Annotated in this window: 24 protein-coding genes; 19 read left to right on the top strand and 5 right to left on the bottom strand. The window is 62.7% G+C overall.

Features of this window, described 5'->3' with window-relative positions; genetic code table 11:
• The first annotated feature begins 5 nt into the window (after nucleotides 1-5).
• From tmk to AC07SI_RS26020, 12 genes are all read left to right on the top strand, one after another.
• Entirely contained in the window at nucleotides 6-638 is a 633-nt protein-coding gene (tmk, locus tag AC07SI_RS26075) for a dTMP kinase (protein WP_495006782.1), read from the top strand.
• Entirely contained in the window at nucleotides 631-1,620 is a 990-nt protein-coding gene (locus tag AC07SI_RS26070; RefSeq protein ID WP_065909296.1) for a DNA polymerase III subunit delta', read from the top strand. Before tmk ends, AC07SI_RS26070 begins: the two co-directional genes overlap by 8 nt.
• 62 nt (nucleotides 1,621-1,682) lie before the next feature.
• A complete protein-coding gene (locus tag AC07SI_RS26065; protein ID WP_065909298.1) occupies nucleotides 1,683-2,468 on the top strand; it encodes a TatD family hydrolase in 786 nt (261 codons plus the stop codon).
• Between the two features lie 445 nt (nucleotides 2,469-2,913).
• Entirely contained in the window at nucleotides 2,914-3,573 is a 660-nt protein-coding gene (locus AC07SI_RS26060; RefSeq protein ID WP_065909300.1) for a TetR/AcrR family transcriptional regulator, read from the top strand.
• Nucleotides 3,574-3,686: 113 nt separating this feature from the next.
• A complete protein-coding gene (locus tag AC07SI_RS26055; RefSeq protein WP_495006781.1) occupies nucleotides 3,687-4,655 on the top strand; it encodes a GTP 3',8-cyclase MoaA in 969 nt (322 codons plus the stop codon).
• A gap of 196 nt (nucleotides 4,656-4,851) precedes the next feature.
• Complete coding sequence (locus AC07SI_RS26050; RefSeq protein WP_065909302.1) at nucleotides 4,852-5,457, top strand: DUF4823 domain-containing protein; 606 nt, start codon at nucleotides 4,852-4,854, stop codon at nucleotides 5,455-5,457.
• A 16-nt stretch (nucleotides 5,458-5,473) separates the two neighbouring features.
• The gene (locus tag AC07SI_RS26045) at nucleotides 5,474-6,034 is read left to right on the top strand and encodes a DUF1285 domain-containing protein (RefSeq protein WP_495006780.1); all 561 of its coding nucleotides are present in this window, start codon (nucleotides 5,474-5,476) and stop codon (nucleotides 6,032-6,034) included.
• Nucleotides 6,035-6,104: 70 nt separating this feature from the next.
• Nucleotides 6,105-6,818, top strand: coding sequence for a GntR family transcriptional regulator (locus AC07SI_RS26040; RefSeq protein ID WP_106802865.1), 714 nt, complete (start codon nucleotides 6,105-6,107; stop codon nucleotides 6,816-6,818).
• Nucleotides 6,815-7,816 carry an ADP-ribosylglycohydrolase family protein gene (locus AC07SI_RS26035; RefSeq protein ID WP_495006779.1) on the top strand — a complete coding sequence of 334 codons (1,002 nt, stop codon included), beginning with the start codon at nucleotides 6,815-6,817 and terminating at the stop codon, nucleotides 7,814-7,816. The genes AC07SI_RS26040 and AC07SI_RS26035 overlap by 4 nt, the downstream gene beginning before the upstream one ends.
• Before the next feature lie 114 nt (nucleotides 7,817-7,930).
• Nucleotides 7,931-9,397: a purine-cytosine permease family protein gene (locus tag AC07SI_RS26030; protein WP_495006778.1), complete on the top strand. Its 1,467-nt coding sequence runs from the start codon at nucleotides 7,931-7,933 to the stop codon at nucleotides 9,395-9,397.
• On the top strand, nucleotides 9,390-10,307 hold the full coding sequence (locus AC07SI_RS26025) for a PfkB family carbohydrate kinase (RefSeq protein ID WP_495006777.1): 918 nt from the start codon (nucleotides 9,390-9,392) through the stop codon (nucleotides 10,305-10,307). The genes AC07SI_RS26030 and AC07SI_RS26025 overlap by 8 nt, the downstream gene beginning before the upstream one ends.
• Nucleotides 10,308-10,331: 24 nt before the next feature.
• Complete coding sequence (locus AC07SI_RS26020) at nucleotides 10,332-11,060, top strand: class I SAM-dependent methyltransferase (protein WP_495006776.1); 729 nt, start codon at nucleotides 10,332-10,334, stop codon at nucleotides 11,058-11,060.
• A gap of 131 nt (nucleotides 11,061-11,191) precedes the next feature.
• On the opposite strand, the gene AC07SI_RS26015 is transcribed toward AC07SI_RS26020, so the two are convergent.
• The 4 genes from AC07SI_RS26015 to AC07SI_RS26000 form a co-directional block, all read right to left on the bottom strand.
• Nucleotides 11,192-11,572, bottom strand: coding sequence for a termination factor Rho (locus AC07SI_RS26015; protein WP_315416412.1), 381 nt, complete (start codon nucleotides 11,570-11,572; stop codon nucleotides 11,192-11,194).
• 50 nt (nucleotides 11,573-11,622) lie between these two features.
• The gene (locus AC07SI_RS26010; RefSeq protein ID WP_106802870.1) at nucleotides 11,623-11,889 is read right to left on the bottom strand and encodes a hypothetical protein; all 267 of its coding nucleotides are present in this window, start codon (nucleotides 11,887-11,889) and stop codon (nucleotides 11,623-11,625) included.
• A 51-nt stretch (nucleotides 11,890-11,940) separates the two neighbouring features.
• On the bottom strand, nucleotides 11,941-12,285 hold the full coding sequence (locus AC07SI_RS26005; protein ID WP_065909324.1) for a hypothetical protein: 345 nt from the start codon (nucleotides 12,283-12,285) through the stop codon (nucleotides 11,941-11,943).
• 85 nt (nucleotides 12,286-12,370) lie between these two features.
• A complete protein-coding gene (locus tag AC07SI_RS26000) occupies nucleotides 12,371-13,567 on the bottom strand; it encodes an MFS transporter (RefSeq protein WP_495006775.1) in 1,197 nt (398 codons plus the stop codon).
• Between the two features lie 189 nt (nucleotides 13,568-13,756).
• On the opposite strand from AC07SI_RS26000, the gene AC07SI_RS25995 reads away from it, so the two are divergent.
• The 6 genes from AC07SI_RS25995 to AC07SI_RS25970 all read left to right on the top strand — a co-directional run bounded on the left by AC07SI_RS25995 (nucleotide 13,757) and on the right by AC07SI_RS25970 (nucleotide 19,781).
• The gene (locus AC07SI_RS25995) at nucleotides 13,757-14,236 is read left to right on the top strand and encodes a GNAT family N-acetyltransferase (RefSeq protein WP_106802872.1); all 480 of its coding nucleotides are present in this window, start codon (nucleotides 13,757-13,759) and stop codon (nucleotides 14,234-14,236) included.
• A 235-nt stretch (nucleotides 14,237-14,471) separates the two neighbouring features.
• Entirely contained in the window at nucleotides 14,472-15,293 is an 822-nt protein-coding gene (locus tag AC07SI_RS25990) for an SDR family oxidoreductase (protein WP_495006774.1), read from the top strand.
• Between the two features lie 35 nt (nucleotides 15,294-15,328).
• Nucleotides 15,329-16,309, top strand: a complete 981-nt coding sequence (locus tag AC07SI_RS25985) for a substrate-binding domain-containing protein (RefSeq protein WP_065909335.1) — start codon at nucleotides 15,329-15,331, stop codon at nucleotides 16,307-16,309.
• Complete coding sequence (araG, locus tag AC07SI_RS25980; protein ID WP_106802875.1) at nucleotides 16,306-17,805, top strand: L-arabinose ABC transporter ATP-binding protein AraG; 1,500 nt, start codon at nucleotides 16,306-16,308, stop codon at nucleotides 17,803-17,805. The genes AC07SI_RS25985 and araG overlap by 4 nt, the downstream gene beginning before the upstream one ends.
• 19 nt (nucleotides 17,806-17,824) lie before the next feature.
• Nucleotides 17,825-18,790 (top strand): L-arabinose ABC transporter permease AraH, encoded by a 966-nt coding sequence (gene araH / locus AC07SI_RS25975; RefSeq protein ID WP_025854166.1) that lies wholly within the window; start codon nucleotides 17,825-17,827, stop codon nucleotides 18,788-18,790.
• A gap of 187 nt (nucleotides 18,791-18,977) precedes the next feature.
• Complete coding sequence (locus AC07SI_RS25970) at nucleotides 18,978-19,781, top strand: IclR family transcriptional regulator (protein WP_065909342.1); 804 nt, start codon at nucleotides 18,978-18,980, stop codon at nucleotides 19,779-19,781.
• Here the strand turns inward: AC07SI_RS25970 and AC07SI_RS25965 are convergent, their stop codons facing one another.
• Nucleotides 19,782-20,834, bottom strand: coding sequence for an NAD(P)-dependent alcohol dehydrogenase (locus tag AC07SI_RS25965; protein WP_106802876.1), 1,053 nt, complete (start codon nucleotides 20,832-20,834; stop codon nucleotides 19,782-19,784).
• 223 nt (nucleotides 20,835-21,057) lie between these two features.
• On the opposite strand from AC07SI_RS25965, the gene AC07SI_RS25960 reads away from it, so the two are divergent.
• On the top strand, nucleotides 21,058-21,951 hold the full coding sequence (locus tag AC07SI_RS25960) for an AraC family transcriptional regulator (RefSeq protein WP_065909348.1): 894 nt from the start codon (nucleotides 21,058-21,060) through the stop codon (nucleotides 21,949-21,951).
• The last annotated feature ends 145 nt before the right edge of the window (nucleotides 21,952-22,096 follow it).

Here is a 22,096-nt window from a genome sequence, read left to right as displayed (position 1 = left end):
TGCCCGTGACTGGCTTGTTTATTACCCTGGAAGGCCCCGAAGGCGCCGGCAAAAGCACCAACCGTGATTACCTGGCCGAGCGTTTGCGCGCCGAGGGCATCGAGGTAGTGTTGACCCGCGAGCCCGGTGGCACACCGCTGGCAGAGCGCATCCGTGAAGTGTTGCTGGCCCCGGGCGAGGAACAGATGAATGCGGATACCGAGTTGCTGCTGGTGTTTGCCGCGCGCGCACAGCACCTGTCCGAAGTGATCCGCCCGGCCCTGGCGCGCGGTGCCGTGGTGATTTGCGACCGCTTCACCGACTCCACTTATGCCTACCAGGGCGGTGGTCGCGGCTTGTCCCTGGAGCGCATCGCCACCCTGGAAACCTTCGTTCAAGGCGACTTGCGCCCTGACCTGACGCTGGTCTTCGACCTGCCGGTGGAAGTCGGCCTGGCCCGCGCCAGTGCGCGCGGTCGCCTGGACCGTTTTGAGCTCGAAGGCCATGCCTTCTTCGACGCCGTACGCACGGCGTTCCTCAAGCGCGCCAGGGCTGAGCCTGCGCGTTACTACCTGCTGGATGCTGCGCAGCCGCTGGCCCAGGTGCAGCAAGCCATCGATGCCCTGTTGCCGAACCTGCTGGAGCGCGCCCGTGGCTGAAGCCTATCCGTGGCAGGACAGCCTCTGGCAACAACTGGCCGGGCGTGCCCAGCACGCCCACGCCTACCTGCTGCACGGGCCGGCGGGGATCGGTAAGCGTGATTTGGCCGAGCGACTCATGGCCAGCCTGCTGTGCCAGCGTCCGGTCAACCTGCAGGCTTGCGGCGAGTGCAAGTCCTGCCTGTTGCTCAAGGCCGGCAGCCACCCGGATAACTACCTGCTCGAACCCGAGGAAGCCGACAAGGCGATCAAGGTCGACCAGGTGCGTGACCTCGTCAGCTTCGTGGTGCAAACCGCGCAGATGGGCGGGCGCAAGGTGGTGCTGATCGAGCCGGTGGAGGCGATGAACATCAACGCCGCCAACGCCTTGCTCAAGAGCCTCGAAGAACCGTCCGGCGATACTGTGTTGCTGCTGGTGAGTCACCAGTCCAGCCGCTTGTTGCCGACCATCCGCAGCCGTTGCGTGCAGCAGGCGTGCCCGTTGCCGAGCGAGGCCATGAGCCTGCAGTGGCTGGCTAAGGCGCTGCCGGAGTGCTCCGAGGAGGAGCGGGTCGAATTGCTCACCCTGGCGGCCGGCTCACCGCTGGCGGCTGTGAAGCTGCAGGCCCAGGGCGTGCGTGAGCAACGCGCGCTGGTGGTCGACGGTGTGAAGAAGCTGCTCAAGCAAGAGCTGTCTGCCACGCAGTTGGCCGAAAGCGCCTGGAAGGACATCCCCCTGCTTTTGCTGTTCGACTGGTTCTGCGATTGGTCGAGCCTGATCCTGCGCTACCAGCTGACCCAGGATGAAAGCGGCCTGGGCCTGCCGGACATGCGCAAGGTGGTGCAGTACCTCGCGCAGAAAAGTGCGCAGGACAAGGTGCTGAACATCCAGGATTGGATCCTCGCCCAGCGCCAGAAAGTGCTCGGCAAGGCCAACCTCAACCGTGTCCTGCTGCTCGAAGCGCTGCTGGTGCAGTGGGTCGGCTTGCTCGGCCGGCGTTAATTTCGGTGGCCGACGGGTGTATCGTTGGCCAGACACTTTCGCGACTCAAGTTGTAGATTCCTATGCTCGTAGACTCCCATTGCCACCTCGATCGCCTCGACCTTGCCCAGCACGGTGGCTCCCTTGATGCTGCCCTTGAAGCGGCTCGCCAGCGTGGGGTAGGGCACTTCCTGTGCATCGGCGTCAGCGCCGAAAATGCCGCAGACGTCAAAGCCCTGGCCGAGCGCTATGCCGATGTGGACTGCTCGGTGGGTATCCACCCGCTGGACCTCAAGCCTGGCGAAGCCCCGGCCCTCGACTGGCTGCTGGGCGAACTCAACCACCCGCGTGTGGTAGCGATTGGCGAAACCGGCCTGGACTACCACTACGAGCCCGAAGCCGCCGACCTGCAGCAGGCCTCCTTTCGCCTGCACCTGCAAGCTGCCCAGCAGACCGGCAAACCGGTAATCGTCCACACGCGTGGCGCGCGTGCCGACACCCTGGCGTTGCTGCGCGAGGCCGCGTTGCCCCAGGCCGGCGTGCTGCATTGCTTTACCGAAGATTGGGACATGGCCAAGGCGGCCCTGGACCTGGGCTTCTACATTTCCCTATCGGGCATCGTCACTTTCCGCAATGCCGACGCCCTGCGCGACGTGGCACGCCAGGTGCCGGCCGACCGCCTGCTGGTGGAAACCGATTCGCCTTACCTGGCGCCCATTCCTCATCGCGGCAAACCGAACCTGCCGGAATACGTACGGGATGTGGCGGATTACCTGGCCATGCTGCGGGGTGAGTCTTACGAGCGCTTTGCGCAGCAGACCACCGACAACTTCAAGCGCCTGTTCCCGTTGGCCCACGTCGCCGGCTGACAGGCTCAAATCGCAGGCAAAAAAAACCCGGGTTCTGGGGGGTGAATCCGGGTTAAGACCATTAGGAGTAAAACAAGGGCACACAGTCCGTCGGTACCCAGGTCGGCGCGTCACTTGGGGGAGATGTCACGCCGACAGTTCAAGTATTGATCAGTATCCCATTCAGTCCAGTCGCATCTGATCGTTTTTTAAACAGATTTGGAATACGCGCGCTTCGCTTGAGTTCTCATTGGCTGGGTGCACGTGGATAGTTGTTGCGTATTATTTCTGACTGAAATCAAAGGAAACGTTGGCGCGCCGAAACTAAAGTGTGCGGCGGGTTCACATAGACGTTGCCCAACGACCGTTCAGTCGGGATAATCCCTCGCACTGGGTAAATCGTATCGCCGCGTATCCGTGGCCCTGCGCAACCCTCCCTATTCCGACCTCTGCAGACCTCTTCCTCATGCACAAAGAACCCCGTAAGGTCCGAGAGTTTCGCCGCCGTGAGCAGGAAATTCTCGACACCGCACTCAAGTTGTTCCTCGAACAGGGTGAAGACAGCGTCACCGTCGAGATGATCGCGGATGCCGTCGGTATCGGCAAAGGCACGATCTACAAGCACTTCAAGTCCAAGGCCGAGATCTACCTGCGCCTGATGCTCGACTACGAGCGTGATTTGAACGAGCTGCTGCATTCGGCCGATGTCGACAAGGACAAGGAGGCGCTGTCCCGCGCCTACTTCGAGTTCCGCATGCGTGACCCGCAGCGCTACCGCCTGTTTGATCGCCTGGAAGAGAAAGTGGTCAAGGGCCATCAGGTGCCGGAGATGGTCGAGGAACTGCACAAGATCCGCGCCTCGAACTTCGAACGCCTGACCCTGCTGATCAAGGGCCGCATCAGCGAAGGCAAGCTGGAAGACGTACCGCCGTATTTCCACTACTGCGCGGCCTGGGCCCTGGTGCACGGCGCCGTGGCGCTGTATCACTCGCCGTTCTGGAGTAATGTACTGGAAGATCAGGAAGGCTTCTTCCAGTTCCTGATGGACATTGGCGTGCGCATGGGCAACAAACGCAAGCACAGCGCCGAGCTGCCACAGGCGCCTGCCGAAACGCCTGCCACCTGATAGTTGCTGTCGGGCGCAGTACCCCAGGAATATACTCAGGCAAGGACCTTGCTAAAAGCTGATTTATAGGTCAGCTTTTAGCGCGCCCGATTCATCCTCTGCCGGAGTGATCCATGATCGTTGATCGTCAAGGCAGGCGTTTTCGCAATTTGCGGATCAGCCTGACCTCAGCCTGCAATTACGCGTGTACTTACTGCGTGCCAAACGGCAAGCGGCTGGTGGCTGCCCAGGACGAACTCTCGGCCGAGGCCATGGCCCGTGGCGTGGCCTATCTGATCGAGGCGGCAGGGATCGAACGCCTTCGCATCACCGGCGGCGAGCCGTTGGTCAGCCCCAAGCTGGAAGCCTTCATGGGCGCTGTCGGCGGGATGGGGCTCAGTGATATCAGCCTGACCACCAATGGCCAGTTGCTCGCGCGCAAACTGCCGCTGCTGGTGGACGCCGGCATTCGGCGCATCAACGTCTCCCTCGATACCCTGGATGCCGACGCTTTTCGCAGCATCGCGCGTGGCGGTGACCTGGCCGCTGTGCTTGATGGCATGGACCAGGCCCGCGCCGCCGGGATCAAGATCAAGGTCAATATGGTGCCCCTGCGCGGCCAGAACCTCGATCAGGTGATGCCGTTGCTCGACTACTGCCTGGAGCGAAGCTACGAGCTGCGCTTTATCGAGTTGATGCGCATGGGCCACCTGGCCAAGGACTCGAATGCATTCCTGCAACAATTCGTCAGCCTGCAGCAATTGCTCAGCCTGATCGGCGAGCAGTATGAATACTTGCAGGCCAACGCGCCGGTCGATGCCACGGCGGTGCGCTACGAAGTGCCGGGCAAAGGCTTCTTTGGCGTCATCGCGAATGAAAGCGTGCCGTTCTGCCGCACGTGTTCGCGGCTGCGGCTGTCGTCCACCGGCTGGCTGCACGGTTGCCTGTCGTCGAGTAACCGTCACTACGTCGGCGACCTGTTGGATCAACCCCGCCACCAGGCGCTGCCGGCCTTGCAGGGCCTGTTGATGAAGGCGTTGGGTGATAAACAGGAAGTCGCGTTCTCGGGCGGTGCCACCATCATGAAGATCATCGGCGGCTAGCCCAGGCTGGCGTAGAACCCTGTGGGCGCGGGCTTGCTCGCGCATTCGGTGGGCCGGTCCAAGGAAATATCGACTGATCCGCCACAGTTGCGAGCAAGCCGCTCCCCCATTTGCTTTGCGCCGCTTGCGAGTGGCCTGGATTCTGCATCTCGTGCCCATTCGCCGGTTTTCCGTCACCGGCTTCTGGAGGATTAGGATGCGTAACCTGGTTTTGTTGCTGGCGTCGTTGACGCTGAGTGGTTGCATGACCGTCAGCGATATGGCCGAAGGCACCCGCTATCAGATGAGCGACGCCGGGTTGCTCGACCACAGCGACACCCGCCGGACCGCCTCGGTTCGCATACAGCCGGATTCCTTTGTGTTTATCGCCCAGGGTGCCTTCGTGCCACCGGGCAGCGCGTACCCGCGACCTAACGTGGTCGCCGAGGAAGCCTTCAACGGCTTCGTCGAATACTTCCCCATGGTGCGTCGTGCACGTCAGCCCGAAGGCCTCGAACAAGCCATGGCCGAAGCCCGTGCGGCCGGCGCGCACTACCTGTTGTACTGCCGATTTGCCGCGGCGGATGACCGTATCGGCAATGCCGATGAATGGACCGACCAGCAGGCCCTCGACCGCGTAGGCTTGGACAGCGGCGTAATCCAGATCATGTTGATCGAGACCAGCACCCAGTATTTGATTGATACTGCACGCATTCGCAGTCGTGGCGGTTTACTGACGTTCCACGACAACAAGCCAGAAGACCTGATTGCCCGCCCCCTGGCGCAGTACGCCCGCGGCCTGCTGGGAATGAGCGATCAGTAAGACACAGGAGACCCCCATGACCGATTCCGCCAAGGCCAATGATCTGTTGGCCCAACTGCCCAAGGGCAAGAGACCGGCGCCGGTGCATCTGTGGAACCCGGATTTCTGCGGCGATATCGATATGCGCATCGCCCGCGATGGCACCTGGTTCTACCAGGGCACGCCTATCGGGCGTAAGCCGATGGTCAAGTTGTTCTCCAACATCATCCGCCGCGATGGCGATGATTATTTCCTGGTCACCCCGGTGGAAAAGGTCGGCATCCGTGTCGATGACGCGCCGTTTGTGGCGGTGACCCTGGACGTGCAGGGGCAGGGCGACAGCCAGGTGCTGCGCTTTACCACCAATGTCGATGAGTCGATCGACGCCGGCCTTGAGCACCCTCTGCGGGTGGTCATCGACCCCGTCACCCAGGAACCTGCGCCGTATGTGCGGGTGCGCACCAACCTCGAAGCCCTGGTGCATCGCAACGTGTTCTACCAACTGGTGGAGCTGGCGGTGAGCCGTCCGATCAACGGTCAGAACTGGCTGGGCGTGTGGAGCGACGGGGTGTTTTTCCCGATTGGCCTGGAACCCTGAGGGCGTTTTTTCCTTCCCCCTGAAATAATTCGCTTGCTGTAATCGGGCGGTTTCGGTTATCAATTTGTACATGATTAGACATGTTCGATTTGATAAGAAAAAACGCGTCGTCGACGAACTCATCCGCCGTATCGAGGGTGGGGTGATGGCCGACGGTTTCCTGCTGCCGGGCGAGCATCAATTGGCCGAGGAGTTTGCGGTCAGCCGAGGCACCCTGCGCGAAGCCCTGGCCGAACTCAAGCGGCGCAATTACATCGCCACCCAGAGCGGCGTCGGCTCCATCGTCACCTTTGACGGCATGGTGCTCGACCAGCGCAGCGGTTGGGCCCAGGCGTTGGCTGACACCGGCGCGCTGGTGACCACCGACATCCTGCGCCTGGAAGCGGTCACCCGCCCGGACCTGCTCAGCCGTTTCGGCACTGACCAATTCATCGCCCTCGACCGCCGTCGGCGTACCACCGATGGCACAGCCGTGTCGCTGGAGCGCTCGCTGATGCCTGCTGCCGGTGGCCTCGACAGCTTGCCGCGTGTGGGGCTGATCGACAACTCCCTGACCATCACCCTGGCCGCCTACGGCTATGTGGGCGCCGAAGGTGACCAGTGGATCGGCGCCGAGCCCTTGAGCGATGAAGACGCCGAGTTGCTCGGCCGTCCAGCCGGCAGCGTGTTTCTCAAGGCCTCGCGTACCACTTATGACCGTCGCGAACGCTTCATGGAGTACGTCGAAAGTTTGCTCGACCCTCTGCACTTTCGCCTGCACCTGCAGTTCGGAGCGTCGAAATGACTCGGCAAAATCGCGCCCTCGGCGCTTTCTACGGCCTGGCGTTGGGTGATGCCCTGGGCATGCCCACCCAATCCTTGAGCCGCGAGCAGGTCCGTGCGCGCTTTGGTGCCATTACCGGCCTGGAAGACGCCGACGCCGATCAGCCCATCGCCCCCAACATGCCGGCCGGCTCCATCACCGATGACACCGAGCAGGCGATCCTGGTCGGCGAGTTGCTGGTCGAAGGGCAGGGCAGCATCGAGCCGACCGTGCTCGCCCAACGCCTGATCGACTGGGAAGCGGTGATGCGTGCCAAGGGTTCGCAGGATCTGCTCGGGCCGTCCACCAAGCGCGCCATCGACATGATCCTCGCCGGCCACACCCCGGAAGAATCCGGGCGCTATGGCACCACCAACGGCGCAGCGATGCGCATCACGCCGGTGGGCATTGCCGCCGACGTCAGTGATCCGCTGCAGTTCATCCAGGCGGTGATCCAGGCTTGCCAGGTGACCCATAACACCACGCTGGGCATCTCCAGCGCGGCGGCAGTCGCGGCGGTAGTTTCGGCAGGCATCAATGGCGTGGACCTTGGTGAAGCGCTGAACATCGGCACGCAGATCGCCCAGCAGGCGGAAAGCCATGGTCACTGGGTGGCCGGCGGACGGATTTCCACGCGCATCAGTTGGGCGCGAACCCTGAGCGTCGGCAGCGGCGACAAGGCCCTGTTTGCCGAGCTGCTGTATGAATTGATCGGCACCTCCGTGGCTTCCCAGGAGTCCGTGGTGGTGTCGTTTGCCCTCGCCCAGCAAGTGGCGGTGGGTGAGTTGGAGGCCTTCGAGGCGCTGTGCCTGGCCGCCAGCCTTGGCGGAGACACCGACACCATCGCCGCAATCCTCGGCGCCATGCTCGGCGCCTGCCTGGGCCTGCAGTGCTGGCCTGAAGCGATGATCGAACAGGTCAAGCAGGTCAATGGCCTGGATTTGCAGCCGTTGGTCGCGGGGCTGCTTACATTGCGCTGAACCTTGTAGGCGTGCCCCCCGGCTCCTACACAGGTCGCGTCGAGTCAGGATGACCGGTTAAAGCTTTGATTCTCTGCCACAACCACAACAATACAGGCACCAGGAGCACCCCTCATGAGCAGCACTTCTTCCGGCCAAAGTGCCGGGCAATTGGAAACACGTGGTATCGAACCGGTCCCTGAAGGCGAGTGCAACGGCCATCCGCTGCAACTGTTCTGGGTGTGGTTTGCGGCCAATATCAGCATCCTCGGCTTGCCGCTGGGCGCGACCCTGGTAGCGTTTCGCGGCCTGGCGATCTGGCAGGCGATCATCGTCGCGATCCTCGGCGCCGCCGGCTCGTTTGCGGTGGTGGGCATCATCTCGATTGCCGGCCGACGTGGCCGTGCGCCGAGCCTGACGCTGTCCCGCGCAATCTTCGGGGTGCGCGGAAACATCGGGCCGACGCTGGTCTCACTGATGTCGCGCCTGGGCTGGGAAACCGTCAACACCACCACCGCCGCCTTCGTGTTGCTGTCGTTGTGTTCGATCCTGTTCGGCTCGCCGGTCGAGGCCAAGAGCGCGCCGCTGCTGACGCTGATCTTCATCGCCATTTTCGTGCTGCTGACCCTGTCCGTTTCCGGCCTCGGCCACGCGACCTTGCTGGTGATCCAGAAGTGGTCGACCTACGTGTTCGGCGCATTGAACGTTCTGGTCGGCGGTTTCCTCTGCGCCACCATCGACTGGAGCGCGGTGTTCAACGCCACCCCGGCGCCGTTGAGCGCGATGATCATCGGTATCGGCACCATGGCGGCGGGTACCGGTATCGGCTGGGCCAACGCCGGTGCCGACATGTCGCGCTACCAGCACCGCAGCGTCAAGGCCGTGCGCCTGGTGGCGTCCGCCGCGTTCGGTGCGGGCATTCCGCTGGTGCTGCTGATTACCCTCGGCGGCCTGCTGTCGGTGGGCAACAACGACCTGGCGTCGGCGACTGACCCGATCATCGCGATCCGCGACATGCTGCCGACCTGGATGGCCGTGCCGTACCTGATCACCGCCTTCGGTGGGCTGCTGCTGTCGAACAATCTGTCGGTGTACTCGGCCGGCCTCACCACCTTGACCCTCGGCTTGAAGGTCAAGCGTGTGCACGCGGTGATCGTCGACATCTTGGCAATCTTCGCCGGCTCCATCTACTTCATGTTGATCGCCGACAGTTTCTACGGCCCGTTCATCACCTTCATCTCGTTGCTCGCGGTACCGATCACCGCGTGGGTCGGGATCTTCGTGGTCGACCTGATCCACCGTCACTACTACAGCCCCAAGGACCTGCTCGACGTCAGCCCCAGCAGCGCCTATTGGTACCGTGGCGGGGTTGAGTGGCGCGCGTTCGGCGCCTGGGCCGTGGCGATCGTGCTGGGCTTCAGCTTCACCACCATCGGCACCACTGCCGAAAACATCTGGTTCGCCGGGCCGTTGTCCGACTCCTGGCTGGGCCACAACGGCCTGGGCTGGATCGTCACCTTCCTGGTGGCCGGCGGGATTTATGCGCTGCTGGGCGGCGCGGCTGACCGTCGTCCGGCTTTAGTCGAGAGTCACAATGTCTAGATTGCTGCACACCGGCCAGGTCATCGTTGACCTGGTCATGGCCCTCGACACCCTGCCCGCGACCGGCGGCGACGTGCTGGCGCAGTCGGCCAGCTTCGAAGCCGGCGGCGGTTTCAACGTGATGGCCGCCGCGCGCCGCAATGGGTTGCCGGTGGTGTACCTCGGGCGCCATGGCCGCGGGCGCTTTGGTGACCTGGCCCGTGCGGCCATGCAGGCCGAAGGCGTGGAAATCGCCCAGGCGGCCAGTGACGACAAGGACACCGGCCTGTGTGTGTCGCTGACCGAAGCCACCACCGAGCGCACCTTCATTTCCCACATCGGCGCAGAAGGCGACTTGACGGCCGAGGACTTGGCGCGCGTCGTACCACGGGCAGACGACTATGTGTACGTCAGCGGCTACAGCCTGTTGCTCGAGGGCAAGGCGCAGGCGTTGCTCGATTGGCTGCTGGCCCTGCCGCGCGCTATACCCGTGGTGTTCGACCCGGGCCCCTTGGTCAAGGCGCCGGACTCGGCGTTGATGGTTGCCTTGCTGCCGCGTATCGATATCTGGACCAGCAACGGCCCGGAGGCGCTCGCATTTACCGGTGCCACGACGCTCGCCGATGCGCTGCTTGCACTCACTCGACATTTGCCTGCCGAGGCCTTGTTGGTGGTGCGCAACGGTCCGCAGGGTTGCTGGGTCAGTCGTCGGGGCGAGGCTGAGCATGTGCCGGGTTTCAAGGTCCAGGCGGTCGACAGCAACGGTGCGGGCGATGCCCATGCCGGGGTGTTCCTGGCCGGTTTGGCCAGCGGCCTGCAACCGGCCCAGGCAGCCCGTCGCGCCAACGCCGCCGCGGCTCTGGCGGTCACGCGCTGGGGTCCGGCGACTTCGCCAGGGGCTGCCGAAGTGGACGCGTTGTTGGCAGAATAGGGGCACTCAGTACGGAGCCGTCCCATGACCCAGAACATCTACGACACGCCGGCCTTCTTCGAGGGCTACAGCAAAATGAGCCGCTCGGTGGAGGGCCTCGCCGGCGCGCCGGAGTGGCCCGCCTTGCAGGCCTTGCTGCCGCCGATGTCCGGTTTGAACGTGGTCGATCTGGGCTGCGGTTATGGCTGGTTCAGTCGCTGGGCCCAGGAGCAGGGCGCCGCACAGGTGCTTGGCCTGGATGTGTCGCACAAGATGCTGGCGCGGGCCCGGGCGATGACCTCGGCGCCGACCGTCACCTACGCCATCGCCGACCTGGAACAACTCGACCAGCCGGCGGGCACAATCGATTTGGCCTACAGCTCCTTGGCGTTCCATTACATCGTCGATCTAAAGCGATTGTTCCAGACCCTCCATCAAGCGCTGGTGCCGGGTGGGCGGCTGGTGTTTTCCATCGAGCACCCGATCTTCATGGCGCCGCGCAACCCAGGCTGGCAGGTCGATGCTCAAGGTCGTAAAAGCTGGCCGGTGGACAGTTATCAGCTGGAGGGGCCACGGGTGACGAATTGGTTGGCCGAGGGCGTGATCAAGCAGCACCGTACCTTGGGCACGTTGCTCAATCTACTGATCCAGACCGGGTTCACGCTGAGCCATGTGCAAGAGTGGGGGCCGAGCGAAGCCGACCTCAAGGCCCTGCCAGCGTTGGCAGAAGAGCAAGAGCGTCCGATGATGCTGCTGGTCTCGGCGCACCGCTGATTGGCGACACCGCGAAAAAAAATATGTGGGCGAGTGGTGGCGAGGGAGCTTGCTACGGTTCGACAGCGCAGCCGGAGCAAGCTCCCTCATCACAGCCCGGAATGGGTTTTGAAATGTGGGGAAGACTGGCGTCAGCCAGCCTTTCGCAGCGCTTCAATCAGTTGATCCTTGCGCATGCTCGAGCGGCCCGGAATGGCCCTGGCCCGCGCTTCCTGCAGCAAGCTCTGCTTGGTTTGCGTCGCCAATGAGGCCCGGCTGTTGCGCGCATGGCCGTCACGGCTGGCCACGGCGCGCTTTGCCGAATCGCTGCGGGCCTGGGACTTTTCCTGCGGGGCTTTACGCTGACCCGAGCCACCGGCCTTTTCGCCACCGCCAGACTGCTTGTTGACGGTAGCCCAGGCGCGCGCCTCAGCTTCATCCTTGGGAACGCCTTGGTGCTCGTAACTCTGTTCGATACGGGCAGCCTTGCGCTTCTGTGCGGCGGTGTATTTGGCTTTGCTTCCTAGAGGCATTGCGATACTCCCACTGGCCCTGTCGCCAGGGCCAGACCAGACAAAATGGATTACTGAGGTCCTTCACTTTCAAGCTTGCGGGCCTCGTCGACACCGGATGCGGTCAGCTTGATCGGCAGGTTCAACGAGTATTCACCGGCGTCGTCGGTGGTCACATGCCCATCCTTGATCAGCCCGCGGTCCTGGAGGAACGCCAAGACACTGGCCACCACCTTTTCGCCGCGGTAGTTATCCAGCACCTCCTTGCCCAGGCCGTTCGGGTGGGCGTGCAACAGGCGGGTGAGGACTTCTTTTTCAAGGTTTCTATCGACGTTCATGCGTACCTCTTCACTGGGAAATGATCGGGTGTTGGTGTTGCTATCGATCCATCAAGGCGCAGGCTGTTTCGGCGCGCCAGGCACGTTCGAGTCGTCGCCTTTGTTGATGTTGGGTTGATTGATCGCGGGGCCCATCTTGCCATTGCCGACGGCAGCCGGTGCCTGGCGTTGGGTGTCGTTGCCCTGGGTGCGCGGGTCTGCGCCTGGCTGGATGATCGCGCCGCCATTGGTGTCCATGCCGGTGCCCATCGAGTCCTGGGACTCCTGGGTGGCAGGGTTTGGCGAGCTGCCGGCCGGGTCAGTCTTGCCGGTGGACGAAGTGGCAGCGAAAGCGCCCAGCGATGTGGCAGACAACAGGCCGGTGAGGGCGAGGGCGGCAAACTTGGAATTCTTCATGAGGGTGTCTCCATATGATTAATGTCCTTACCCTCTATTGGTCCGCCCGGCTTCGGCGTTCGTGCCTTGATGGCGACGAACGGTATTAGCCCACCTGTAAGATTTTGTGTGTCGAGAGCCTGCGCGCGATCAGGCGGGCCACGGTGATCATCCAGTTCAGTGCGGCGATGGCCAGCACGCAGAGCATCAGGGTCGACAGGCCGTACTCGACGATGATCTTGCCCGCCAGCAGCGGAAAGCCAAACACGCCGACAAAGTACCCGAGGCTGAACAACAGCAGGGCCTGGGACGTGGTGCCGGGTGGTGCTTCATTGGCCACCAGCCCGTTAATCACCGAGTACGTCAGGCCGTAACCCACGCCCAACGTGGCAGCCGCGAGCAGGTAGCTGAGGTTGCCGCTCACCCCAAAAGCAAACAGGGCGATCGACCCGAGCATCAACCCGGACAACACGCAGGCGGCACGGTAGGCGTCGCGCTTGACCACGAAGCCGGCGATCAACAGCCGGCTGGTAATGGCGGCACTCAGGAACCCGCCGAAGAACAGCGAATAGTCCAGGCCATGCGCGGCTGCGTAGCTGGTCTGGAACGATGAAAGCCCACCAAATACGCACCCTCCCAAGCCGACCATCAGGATGGCGAACGCCGCCCTGGAAGACAGCACTCTGCGGCTGGCAGCCCAGGAAATACGGGCGGCAGGCACGTTCGCGTGATGCTTGAGCCGAGCGCCCATACGCCAGAACATCACCACACCGGCGAGGCTGGCCAGCCCGGCAATATAGAACGCGCTGGTCAGGGGCAGGTCCAGCGCGCTGGCGGCCCGCCCGAGCAGGGGGCCGGAGCCGATCCCACTCAGCATGCTGCCCGACAGCAGCGCAAAGTACTTGGCTCGCTGACGTGGTTCTACCAGCAAGGTCACGATGATCGGCCCCAGTGTGTAGAACACGCCCCAACCCAATCCCAGGGCCAGCCCGCACACCATCAAGCCTTGGCCAAACCCGGGCACCAGGGCAAAACCCAGGCACGCCACCACCAGCAACACGCCCATCCCGGCAATCGCCCGGGCCGCGCCCAGCGCATCGGCCAAATGCCCGGAGAGCACCACGGCCACGAAGGTGCTGAGCATCGCCATGGAAATCACGCTGCCGGCATCATGGTCGTTGCCGCCGCGCGCGTGAATCAGCAGCGACAGCAAAAACGTCGAACCGTAGGACAGGGACAGCAGGAAGCTGGCAAGGCAGAACAGCGCGAAAGTCTTCGCGCCCACCGGCGGAGTGGCGTGCATGGGCAAGTCTCGAATCGTTGGCGTTATGCCGACTGTTTACCATGGGCGGCCACGGCGATTGTTCTGTGGTTGGTGGTGCTCGGATCACTGCGCGACGGAGTAAAGCACCCGCACCCTCTCGAAATTGCACTGCAACTCGTCATGAAAGCGCCTTAGTATGTGTGCTTTGAAATTGCCCAAGGCTCGCCCATGACCATCGAGATTCGCCCCGCCGTGCCCAGCGATGCTGCGCAGATCCTGGCTTTCATCACCGAGCTTGCCGAGTACGAGAAGGCCCGGCATGAAGTGATCGCCAGTGTCGCGGACATCGAGCGCAGCCTGTTCAGCGAGGGCGCGACCGCCCATGGCCTGATCTGCTTGCGGGACGGCTTGCCGATCGGTTTTGCCGTGTTCTTTTTCAGTTACTCCACGTGGCTGGGCAGCAACTGCCTGTACCTCGAAGACCTGTACATCAACCCCGAGCAACGCGGCGGTGGCGCCGGCAAGAAGCTCTTGCGGCATTTGGCCAAGATCGCTTGCGACAACGGCTGCGGCCGTTTCGAGTGGAGCGTGCTGGACTGGAACGAGCCGGCGATTGCCTTCTACAAATCCATCGGCGCCCAGCCGCAGGAAGAGTGGGTTCGCTACCGCATGGAAGGCGATGCGCTGCGCGACTTTGCCCTCGGCTAGTCACCCAGCCTGTAGACACTGAAGATCAACAGGTGGGAGCGGGCTTGCTTGCGAATGCGCTGGATCAGTCAACTCATATGTGACTGACCACGGCATTCGCAAGCAAGCCTGCTCCCACTTTTTTTGATTTTTGCTCACTATATGGGATGCAAATTTATATATTGAGATATTTCAAAAGATGGGTTTATAGTCGCCTGCATCAGCACTCACTACCAAAAATAAAACAGGTGAAGCGATGCAGCCCCAACCGTTGTCGTTACCCGCTGTGCCCGAGCCCACCTATGGTGAACGGCTGAAGAACAAAGTGGTGATCATCACGGGCGCCGCCCAGGGCATTGGCGAGGCGATCGTCGCCTGTTTCCAGGCCCAGCAGGCGCGCCTGGTGATTGCCGATATCCAGGGCGACAAGGTCGAGAAAGTCGCCGCCCATTGGCGCGAACGTGGCGCCGAGATCGTCGCGCAACCCGTCGATATCACCTCCAAGATGCAGTGGCAGGCGTTGGTCAATGTCGCCATCGAACGCTTCGGTCGCGTCGATGTGCTGGTCAACTGCGCCGGGGTCAACGTGTTCCGCGACCCGCTGGAGATGACCGACGAGGACTGGCGCCGCTGCTTCGCCATCGACCTCGACGGCGCCTGGTACGGCTGCCGTACGGTGCTGCCGCACATGATCGAGCAGGGCATCGGCAACATCATCAACATCGCCTCCACCCATTCCAGCCACATCATTCCCGGTTGCTTCCCATACCCGGTGGCCAAGCATGGCCTGCTCGGCCTCACCCGCGCGCTCGGCATCGAATACGCGTCCAAGGGCATCCGCGTGAATGCCATCGCGCCGGGCTACATCGAAACCCAGCTCAACGTCGACTACTGGAACGGTTTCCCCGACCCCCACGCCGAACGCCAGCGTGCGTTCGACCTGCACCCGCCCAAGCGCATCGGCCAGCCGATCGAAGTGGCGATGACTGCATTGTTCCTGGCGACTGACGAGGCGCCCTTCATCAATGCGACCTGCCTGATGATCGATGGCGGGCGGTCCGTGATGTACCACGACTAGAACTTGTAACGCTCAATAACAACAAGAGGTGGCTCATGTTCAAGAAGACACTAGGCACTCTGGCGCTCGCGATGGCGTTCAGCAGCGTGGCACTCGCCGAAGAAGTGAAGATCGGCTTCCTGGTCAAGCAGGCCGAAGAACCCTGGTTCCAGACCGAATGGGCCTTCGCCGAAAAGGCCGGCAAGGACCAGGGTTTCACCGTGATCAAGATCGCGGTGCCCGACGGTGAGAAGACCCTGTCGGCCATCGACACCCTCGCGGCCAACGGCGCCAAGGGCTTTGTGATCTGCCCGCCGGACGTGTCCCTTGGCCCGGCGATCATGGCCAAGGCCAAGCTCAATAACCTCAAGGTGCTGGCGGTCGACGACCGTTTCGTCGACGCCAAGGGCAAGCCTATGGAAGACGTGCCCTACGTCGGCCTGGACGCTTACAAGATCGGCCAGAAGCAAGGCGAAGCCATGGCCACCGAAGCGAAAAAGCGTGGCTGGGACTGGAAAGAAACCTACGCCGTGATCAACACCTTCGACGAGCTGGAAACCGGCAAGAAACGCACCGATGGCTCGGTGGAAGGCCTCAAGGCGGCGGGCCTGCCGGCTGACCATATCCTCTTCAGCGCGCAGAAAACCCTCGACGTTCCCGGCAGCATGGACGCCACCAACTCGGCGCTGGTGAAGCTGCCCAGTGGTGCGAAAAACCTGCTGATCGGCGGCATGAACGACAGCACCGTGCTGGGCGGCGTGCGCGCCACTGAAAGCGCCGGCTTCAAGGCGGCCAACGTGATCGGTGTCGGCATCAACGGTACCGATGCAATCGAGGAATTGAAGAAATCCAATACCGGTTTCTACGGCTCGATGCTGCTGAGCCCGGATGCCTCGGGCTACAAAACCGCCAGCGCGATGTTCGAGTGGGTCACCAAAGGCACCGAGCCTGCCAAGTTCACCGCCCTGGACAATGTCACCCTGATCACCCGCGACAATTTCAAGCAAGAGTTGAGCAAAATCGGGCTGTGGAAATGAGCGGCGCGGCCCTGCGTTTCAATGGCATCGGCAAGGAGTTTCCCGGTGTGAAAGCCCTGGCGCAGATCAGCTTTGAAGCGCGGCCGCATTCGGTACATGCGCTGATGGGCGAGAACGGCGCCGGCAAGTCGACCCTGCTGAAGATTCTGGGCGGCGCCTACCTGCCGAGCAGCGGCACGCTGCAGATCGGCGAGCAGACCATGGACTTCAAATCCGCCGCCGACAGCATCGCCAACGGCGTCGCGGTGATCCACCAGGAACTGCATCTGGTGCCGGAAATGACGGTGGCCGAGAACCTGTTCCTCGGGCATTTGCCGACGCGTTTTGGCGTGGTCAATCGCGGGCTGTTGCGCCAGCAGGCGCTGGCTTGCCTCAAGGGCCTGGCCGATGAGATCGACCCCGACGAAAAGCTCGGGCGGCTGTCCCTCGGGCAGCGCCAACTGGTGGAAATCGCCAAGGCGCTGTCGCGGGGTGCGCATGTGATTGCTTTCGACGAGCCGACCAGCAGCCTGTCCGCCCGCGAGATCGACCGCTTGATGGCGATCATCACGCGGCTGCGCGACGAGGGCAAAGTGGTGCTCTACGTGTCCCATCGCATGGAAGAAGTGTTCCGCATCTGCAACGCCGTCACGGTGTTCAAGGATGGCCGCTACGTGCGTACCTTCGAGGACATGAGCACGCTGACCCACGACCAACTGGTGACCTGCATGGTCGGCCGCGACATCCAGGACATCTATGACTATCGCCCGCGCGAGCAGGGCGAGGTGGCGCTGAAGGTCGAGGGGCTGCTTGGCCCGGGCCTGCGTGAGGCGGTCAGCCTGCAAGTGCACAAGGGCGAGATCCTCGGGCTGTTTGGCCTGGTCGGTGCCGGGCGGACCGAGCTGTTCCGGTTGCTCAGCGGGTTGGAGCGCGCGACCGCCGGCCACCTGGAATTGAACGGGCAGGCGCTGCCCTTGCGCTCGCCCCGCGATGCCATCGCCGCTGGCGTGTTGCTGTGCCCGGAGGACCGCAAGAAGGAGGGCATCATTCCGCTGTCCAGCGTCGCCGAGAACATCAACATCAGCGCGCGTGGTGCGCATGCCACGTTTGGCTGGCTGCTGCGCGACGGCTGGGAGAAGGGCAACGCCGACAAGCAGATCAAGGCGATGAAGGTCAAGACGCCGAACGCCGAGCAGAAAATCATGTACCTGTCGGGGGGCAACCAGCAGAAGGCCATTCTCGGCCGCTGGCTGTCGATGCCGATGAAAGTACTGCTGCTGGACGAGCCGACGCGTGGCATCGATATCGGCGCCAAGTCGGAGATCTACCAGATCATCCACAACCTCGCCGCCAGCGGCATCGCGGTGATCGTGGTGTCCAGCGACCTGATGGAAGTGATGGGCATCTCCGACCGCATCCTGGTGATGAGCGAAGGCGCCCTGACCGGCGAACTGACCCGCGATCAAGCGGATGAAGCACGGCTGCTGCAACTGGCGCTCCCGCGTTCGCGGGCTTGAAGAATAAGAGGGTTTGGCTATGTCTCAGGTAAAAACTGCAAAGGGCTTCTGGCCGGGTTTCAACCAGCGCAAGTTTCTCGATGACTGGGTGATGCTGCTGGCGGCACTCAGCATCTTTGTGCTCAGCGCGTTGTTTATCGACAACTTCCTCTCGCCGCTGAACATGCGCGGCCTGGGCCTGGCGATTTCCACCGTGGGCATCGCGGCGTGCACCATGTTGTTCTGCCTGGCGTCGGGGCACTTCGACTTGTCGGTGGGCTCGGTGATCGCCTGCGCCGGCGTGGTGGCGGGGATCGTGATCCGCGACACCGACAGCGTGGTGCTCGGTGTGTCCGCCGCCTTGGCCATGGGCCTGGTGGTGGGGCTGATCAACGGTATCGTCATCGCCAAGCTGCGCATCAACGCGTTGATCGCGACCCTGGCGACCATGCAGATTGTGCGCGGCCTGGCCTACATCTTCTCCAACGGCAAGGCCGTCGGGGTGATGGACGAAGGCTTCTTCGTGTTCGGCAACGGCCAACTGATGGGCGTGCCGGTGCCGATCATCATCACCGTGCTGTGCTTTGTGTTCTTCGGCTGGTTGCTCAACTACACCACCTACGGGCGCAACACCATGGCGATTGGCGGTAACCAGGAAGCGGCGCTGCTGGCCGGGGTGAACGTCGACCGCACCAAGATCATCATCTTCGCCGTGCACGGTTTGATCGGCGCGCTGGCCGGTGTGATCCTGGCCTCGCGCATGACCTCGGGCCAACCGATGATCGGCCAGGGTTTCGAGCTGACGGTGATCTCTGCCTGCGTCCTGGGCGGGGTCTCGTTGAGCGGTGGTATCGGCATGATCCGTCATGTGATTGCCGGGGTGCTGATCCTGGCGATCATCGAGAACGCGATGAACCTGAAGAACATCGACACCTTCTACCAGTACGTGATCCGTGGTTCGATCCTGTTGCTGGCGGTGATTATCGACCGCATGAAGCAACGCTAAAGTCGTGCCCTGTGAAGATCAAAATGTGGGAGCTGGCTTGCCTGCGATAGCGGTGTGTCAGCCTGCACATTTACTGGCTGACACGCCCTCATCGCAGGCAAGCCAGCTCCCACAGTGGATCTCCTCTGTTCAGGAGGGCTGCATTTGCCATAATGGCGCCGTTTTCGTACCACCACATAGGCCCGATATGCAGGAAAACGCCCACACTCCCGTCAAAGACGCTGCGCCTACCGGCACCCAGACCCTGCTGCGTGGCCTGGGCGTGGTGCAAGCGGTGGCGGCCGGTGCGCGGGATCTGAAAGAGATCGCCAAGCGAATCGGCACCACCCGCAGTACCACGCATCGCCTGGCCAGTTGCCTGGTGGAAGAGCGCTACCTGCGCGTGGTGCCGCAGGTCGGTTACCTGCTGGGGCCGAAGTTGATCGAGCTGGGGTTCCAGGCTCGCGAAGAGTTGCCGCTGGTGACCCTGGCCATCCCGTATCTGGATGAGCTGTCGGCGCTGACCGGCGACACCATCCACCTGGCCATCCGCGAATACGATGACGTGCTTTACCTGCACAAGAATCCAGGCCGCAATGGCCCGGAAATGCGCTCGCGGGTAGGCCATCGCATGCCATTGGCGCGTACCGGTGTGGGCAAGGCGATGCTGCTGGATGACACCGCGCAGGAATGGCAGCGGCTGTACGAAGCCAGCCTGCCGGCGGGAGGCAAGAGCCTGCAATGGCCGCAGCACCCGGAACAAACCTGGGCGCAGTTCGAGCAGCGCATGCATGAATACGTGGTGGGGGGCTACGCGTTCGATCTGGAAGACAACGAACCGTCGATCCGTTGCGTGGCGGCACCGGTGCGCGATGCCAGCCGGCGAATCGTCGCCGGCATCAGCATCGCCAGTACCGTGCCCTACATGCCGCTGGAGAAAATGGCCGAGCTGATCCCGGTGATCAAACAGGTCGCGGCCCGGCTTTCCGCGGAGTTGGGCGCAAAGGCCTGATCAGGCCTTCAGGGTCGCCATGTCGATGACAAAGCGGTACTTCACATCACCGGCGATCATGCGGGCGTAAGCCTCGTTGATCTGGCGGATGTCGAGCATTTCGATGTCGCAGGTGATGCCATGCTCGGCACAGAAATCCAGGACTTCCTGGGTTTCGGCAATGCCACCAATCAACGAGCCGGCCAGCACTTTGCGGCCCAGCACCAGCTTGGCCGCATTCACCGGCGGGTCTACCGGCTCGATCAGGCCGACCAGGATGTGCACGCCGTCAAAGCGCAGTACATCGAGGTAGGGGTTGAGGTCGTGTTGTACCGGGATGGTGTCCAGCAGGAAGTCGAAGCTGCCGGCGGCGGCCTTCATCTGCTCGGCATCGGTGGACACGATCACGTGATCGGCGCCCTGGCGACGGCCTTCTTCAGCCTTGCTCGCCGAACGGGTGAACAAGGTCACTTCCGCGCCCATGGCCTTGGCAAACTTGATGCCCATGTGGCCCAGGCCACCCATGCCCAGCACGCCGACTTTATCGCCGGCCTTGACGCCGTAGTGCTTGAGCGGCGAGTAGGTGGTGATGCCGGCGCAGAGGATCGGCGCGGCGCTGGCGAGGTCGAGCTTGGCTGGAATCTTGACCACGAAGTGCTCGCTGACCACGATGCTGTCGGAGTAGCCGCCCATGGTGTTGCTGCCGTCGACGCGGTCGGGGGTGGCGTAGGTCATGGTCGGGCCTTCGAGGCAATATTGCTCCAGGTCCGACTTGCACGCGTCGCAGTGGCGGCAGGAGTCGACCATGCAGCCCACGCCGACCAGGTCGCCGACTTTGTGCGCGGTGACGCTGGCGCCGACGGCGGTGACTTTGCCGACAATCTCGTGGCCCGGCATCAGTGGGTATACGGCGATGCCCCACTCGTTGCGTGCCTGGTGGATGTCGGAGTGGCAGACGCCGCAGTAGAGAATCTCGATGGCCACGTCATCGGCACGTGGGCTGCGACGTTCAAACGACATGGGGGCGAGGGGAGTGGTGGCCGACTGGGCGGCATAACCGATAGCGGTGTACATGGATAAACCTCGCAAAAGCTTGGACTGGGGAGGTGGCGCATTCTGCGCGCCGACCCCGGGTGCGACCATGGCAAATGCTCCGAGTCTCATGCCTAAAGCTCCGGAGGAGCAGCTAAAAGCGGCAAGCTGCAAGCGGCACGCTATAAACTGCGAGCTTTCTTGCAGCCTGTGGCTTGAAGCCAGCTGGCCTGCACCAAGACGTATCTTTGCGAGAGCTGCTTTTATGTTGTTGACCCGCCATCTCGATGCCAACGCCACGCTGGTTTCCTTGATTGAGGGGCTCACGCCCTGCGACGGTTTCTCCCCGACCCACTTGCCCGGCGTGCAGGTCTTGCGCGCCAGTTGCGACGTGGCGCGCGGGCCGCAGATCTATGAGCCGAGCCTGATGTTCGTGGCGCAGGGCAGCAAGGTCGCCTACCTGGGCCCGCGCACGCTGGAGTACGGCGCCGGTCACTACCTGATCCAGGCGATGCCGGTACCGTTCGAATGCGAGACCTTTGCCATGGCGCCCGACGCCCCGTTGTACGGGGTGACAGTGGGCATCGATCGGGTGGTATTGGGTGAGTTGGTCATGGCCATGGGCATGCAGGCCGGGCCGCCGCCGACGGCGCAGACCCTGGAATCGATGAGCTCGGTGGTGCTCGACGATGCGATGCGCGGCTGCGTCGAGCGGCTGTTGCAGTGCCTGCACGATCCGCTGGAAAGCCGGATCATGGGCCCGGCGCGGGTGCGCGAATTGTTGTTCACCGCCTTGCGCGGGCCCCAGGCCGATGTACTGCGCGCACTGGTGGAACAGCAGGGGCAGTTTTCGCGGATCGCTACCTCGTTGAATCACCTGCATGCCCATTACGCCGAGCCGCTGAATATCGAGACATTGGCGGGGTATGCGCACATGAGTGCGTCGACGTTCCATGAGCATTTCAAGCGCTGCACCTTGTTGTCGCCGGTGCAATATCTGAAACGGCTGCGCCTGCTCAAGGCCCAGCAGTTGCTGCTGGTCGAAGGCATGGGCGTGGCGCAGGCGGCGCATAACGTGGGATACCAGAGCACGTCGCAGTTCAGTCGCGAGTACAAGCGCTACTTTTTGCGCAACCCCGGTGAAGAGCGGGCTGCATAATTCCATCAGGCACAACTGCGTAAATGTGGGAGCGGGCTTGCTCGCGAATACGCTGGGTCAGTTAACACATTCCTCAACAGACAGACCGCCTTCGCGAGCAAGCCCGCTCCCACATTTGACCGAGGTGACTGGTTTTGTTTCGGGC

The organism is Pseudomonas sp. GW821-FHT05D12 (assembly GCF_059419825.1).
This window is presented reverse-complemented; position numbering and strand designations above follow the sequence as displayed.

Bases quoted from the DNA above. Each gene is read 5' to 3' on its own strand.
- AC07SI_RS26065 (WP_065909298.1), top strand. From the start codon at position 1,683: ATGCTCGTAGACTCCCATTGCCACCTCGATCGCCTCGACCTTGCCCAG.
- AC07SI_RS26060 (WP_065909300.1), top strand. From the start codon at position 2,914: ATGCACAAAGAACCCCGTAAGGTCCGAGAGTTTCGCCGCCGTGAGCAG.
- AC07SI_RS26055 (WP_495006781.1), top strand. From the start codon at position 3,687: ATGATCGTTGATCGTCAAGGCAGGCGTTTTCGCAATTTGCGGATCAGC.
- AC07SI_RS26050 (WP_065909302.1), top strand. From the start codon at position 4,852: ATGCGTAACCTGGTTTTGTTGCTGGCGTCGTTGACGCTGAGTGGTTGC.
- AC07SI_RS26045 (WP_495006780.1), top strand. From the start codon at position 5,474: ATGACCGATTCCGCCAAGGCCAATGATCTGTTGGCCCAACTGCCCAAG.
- AC07SI_RS26040 (WP_106802865.1), top strand. From the start codon at position 6,105: ATGATTAGACATGTTCGATTTGATAAGAAAAAACGCGTCGTCGACGAA.
- AC07SI_RS26035 (WP_495006779.1), top strand. From the start codon at position 6,815: ATGACTCGGCAAAATCGCGCCCTCGGCGCTTTCTACGGCCTGGCGTTG.
- AC07SI_RS26030 (WP_495006778.1), top strand. From the start codon at position 7,931: ATGAGCAGCACTTCTTCCGGCCAAAGTGCCGGGCAATTGGAAACACGT.
- AC07SI_RS26025 (WP_495006777.1), top strand. From the start codon at position 9,390: ATGTCTAGATTGCTGCACACCGGCCAGGTCATCGTTGACCTGGTCATG.
- AC07SI_RS26020 (WP_495006776.1), top strand. From the start codon at position 10,332: ATGACCCAGAACATCTACGACACGCCGGCCTTCTTCGAGGGCTACAGC.
- AC07SI_RS26015 (WP_315416412.1), bottom strand. From the start codon at position 11,572: ATGCCTCTAGGAAGCAAAGCCAAATACACCGCCGCACAGAAGCGCAAG.
- AC07SI_RS26010 (WP_106802870.1), bottom strand. From the start codon at position 11,889: ATGAACGTCGATAGAAACCTTGAAAAAGAAGTCCTCACCCGCCTGTTG.
- AC07SI_RS26005 (WP_065909324.1), bottom strand. From the start codon at position 12,285: ATGAAGAATTCCAAGTTTGCCGCCCTCGCCCTCACCGGCCTGTTGTCT.
- AC07SI_RS26000 (WP_495006775.1), bottom strand. From the start codon at position 13,567: ATGCACGCCACTCCGCCGGTGGGCGCGAAGACTTTCGCGCTGTTCTGC.
- AC07SI_RS25995 (WP_106802872.1), top strand. From the start codon at position 13,757: ATGACCATCGAGATTCGCCCCGCCGTGCCCAGCGATGCTGCGCAGATC.
- AC07SI_RS25990 (WP_495006774.1), top strand. From the start codon at position 14,472: ATGCAGCCCCAACCGTTGTCGTTACCCGCTGTGCCCGAGCCCACCTAT.
- AC07SI_RS25985 (WP_065909335.1), top strand. From the start codon at position 15,329: ATGTTCAAGAAGACACTAGGCACTCTGGCGCTCGCGATGGCGTTCAGC.
- araG (WP_106802875.1), top strand. From the start codon at position 16,306: ATGAGCGGCGCGGCCCTGCGTTTCAATGGCATCGGCAAGGAGTTTCCC.
- araH (WP_025854166.1), top strand. From the start codon at position 17,825: ATGTCTCAGGTAAAAACTGCAAAGGGCTTCTGGCCGGGTTTCAACCAG.
- AC07SI_RS25970 (WP_065909342.1), top strand. From the start codon at position 18,978: ATGCAGGAAAACGCCCACACTCCCGTCAAAGACGCTGCGCCTACCGGC.
- AC07SI_RS25965 (WP_106802876.1), bottom strand. From the start codon at position 20,834: ATGTACACCGCTATCGGTTATGCCGCCCAGTCGGCCACCACTCCCCTC.
- AC07SI_RS25960 (WP_065909348.1), top strand. From the start codon at position 21,058: ATGTTGTTGACCCGCCATCTCGATGCCAACGCCACGCTGGTTTCCTTG.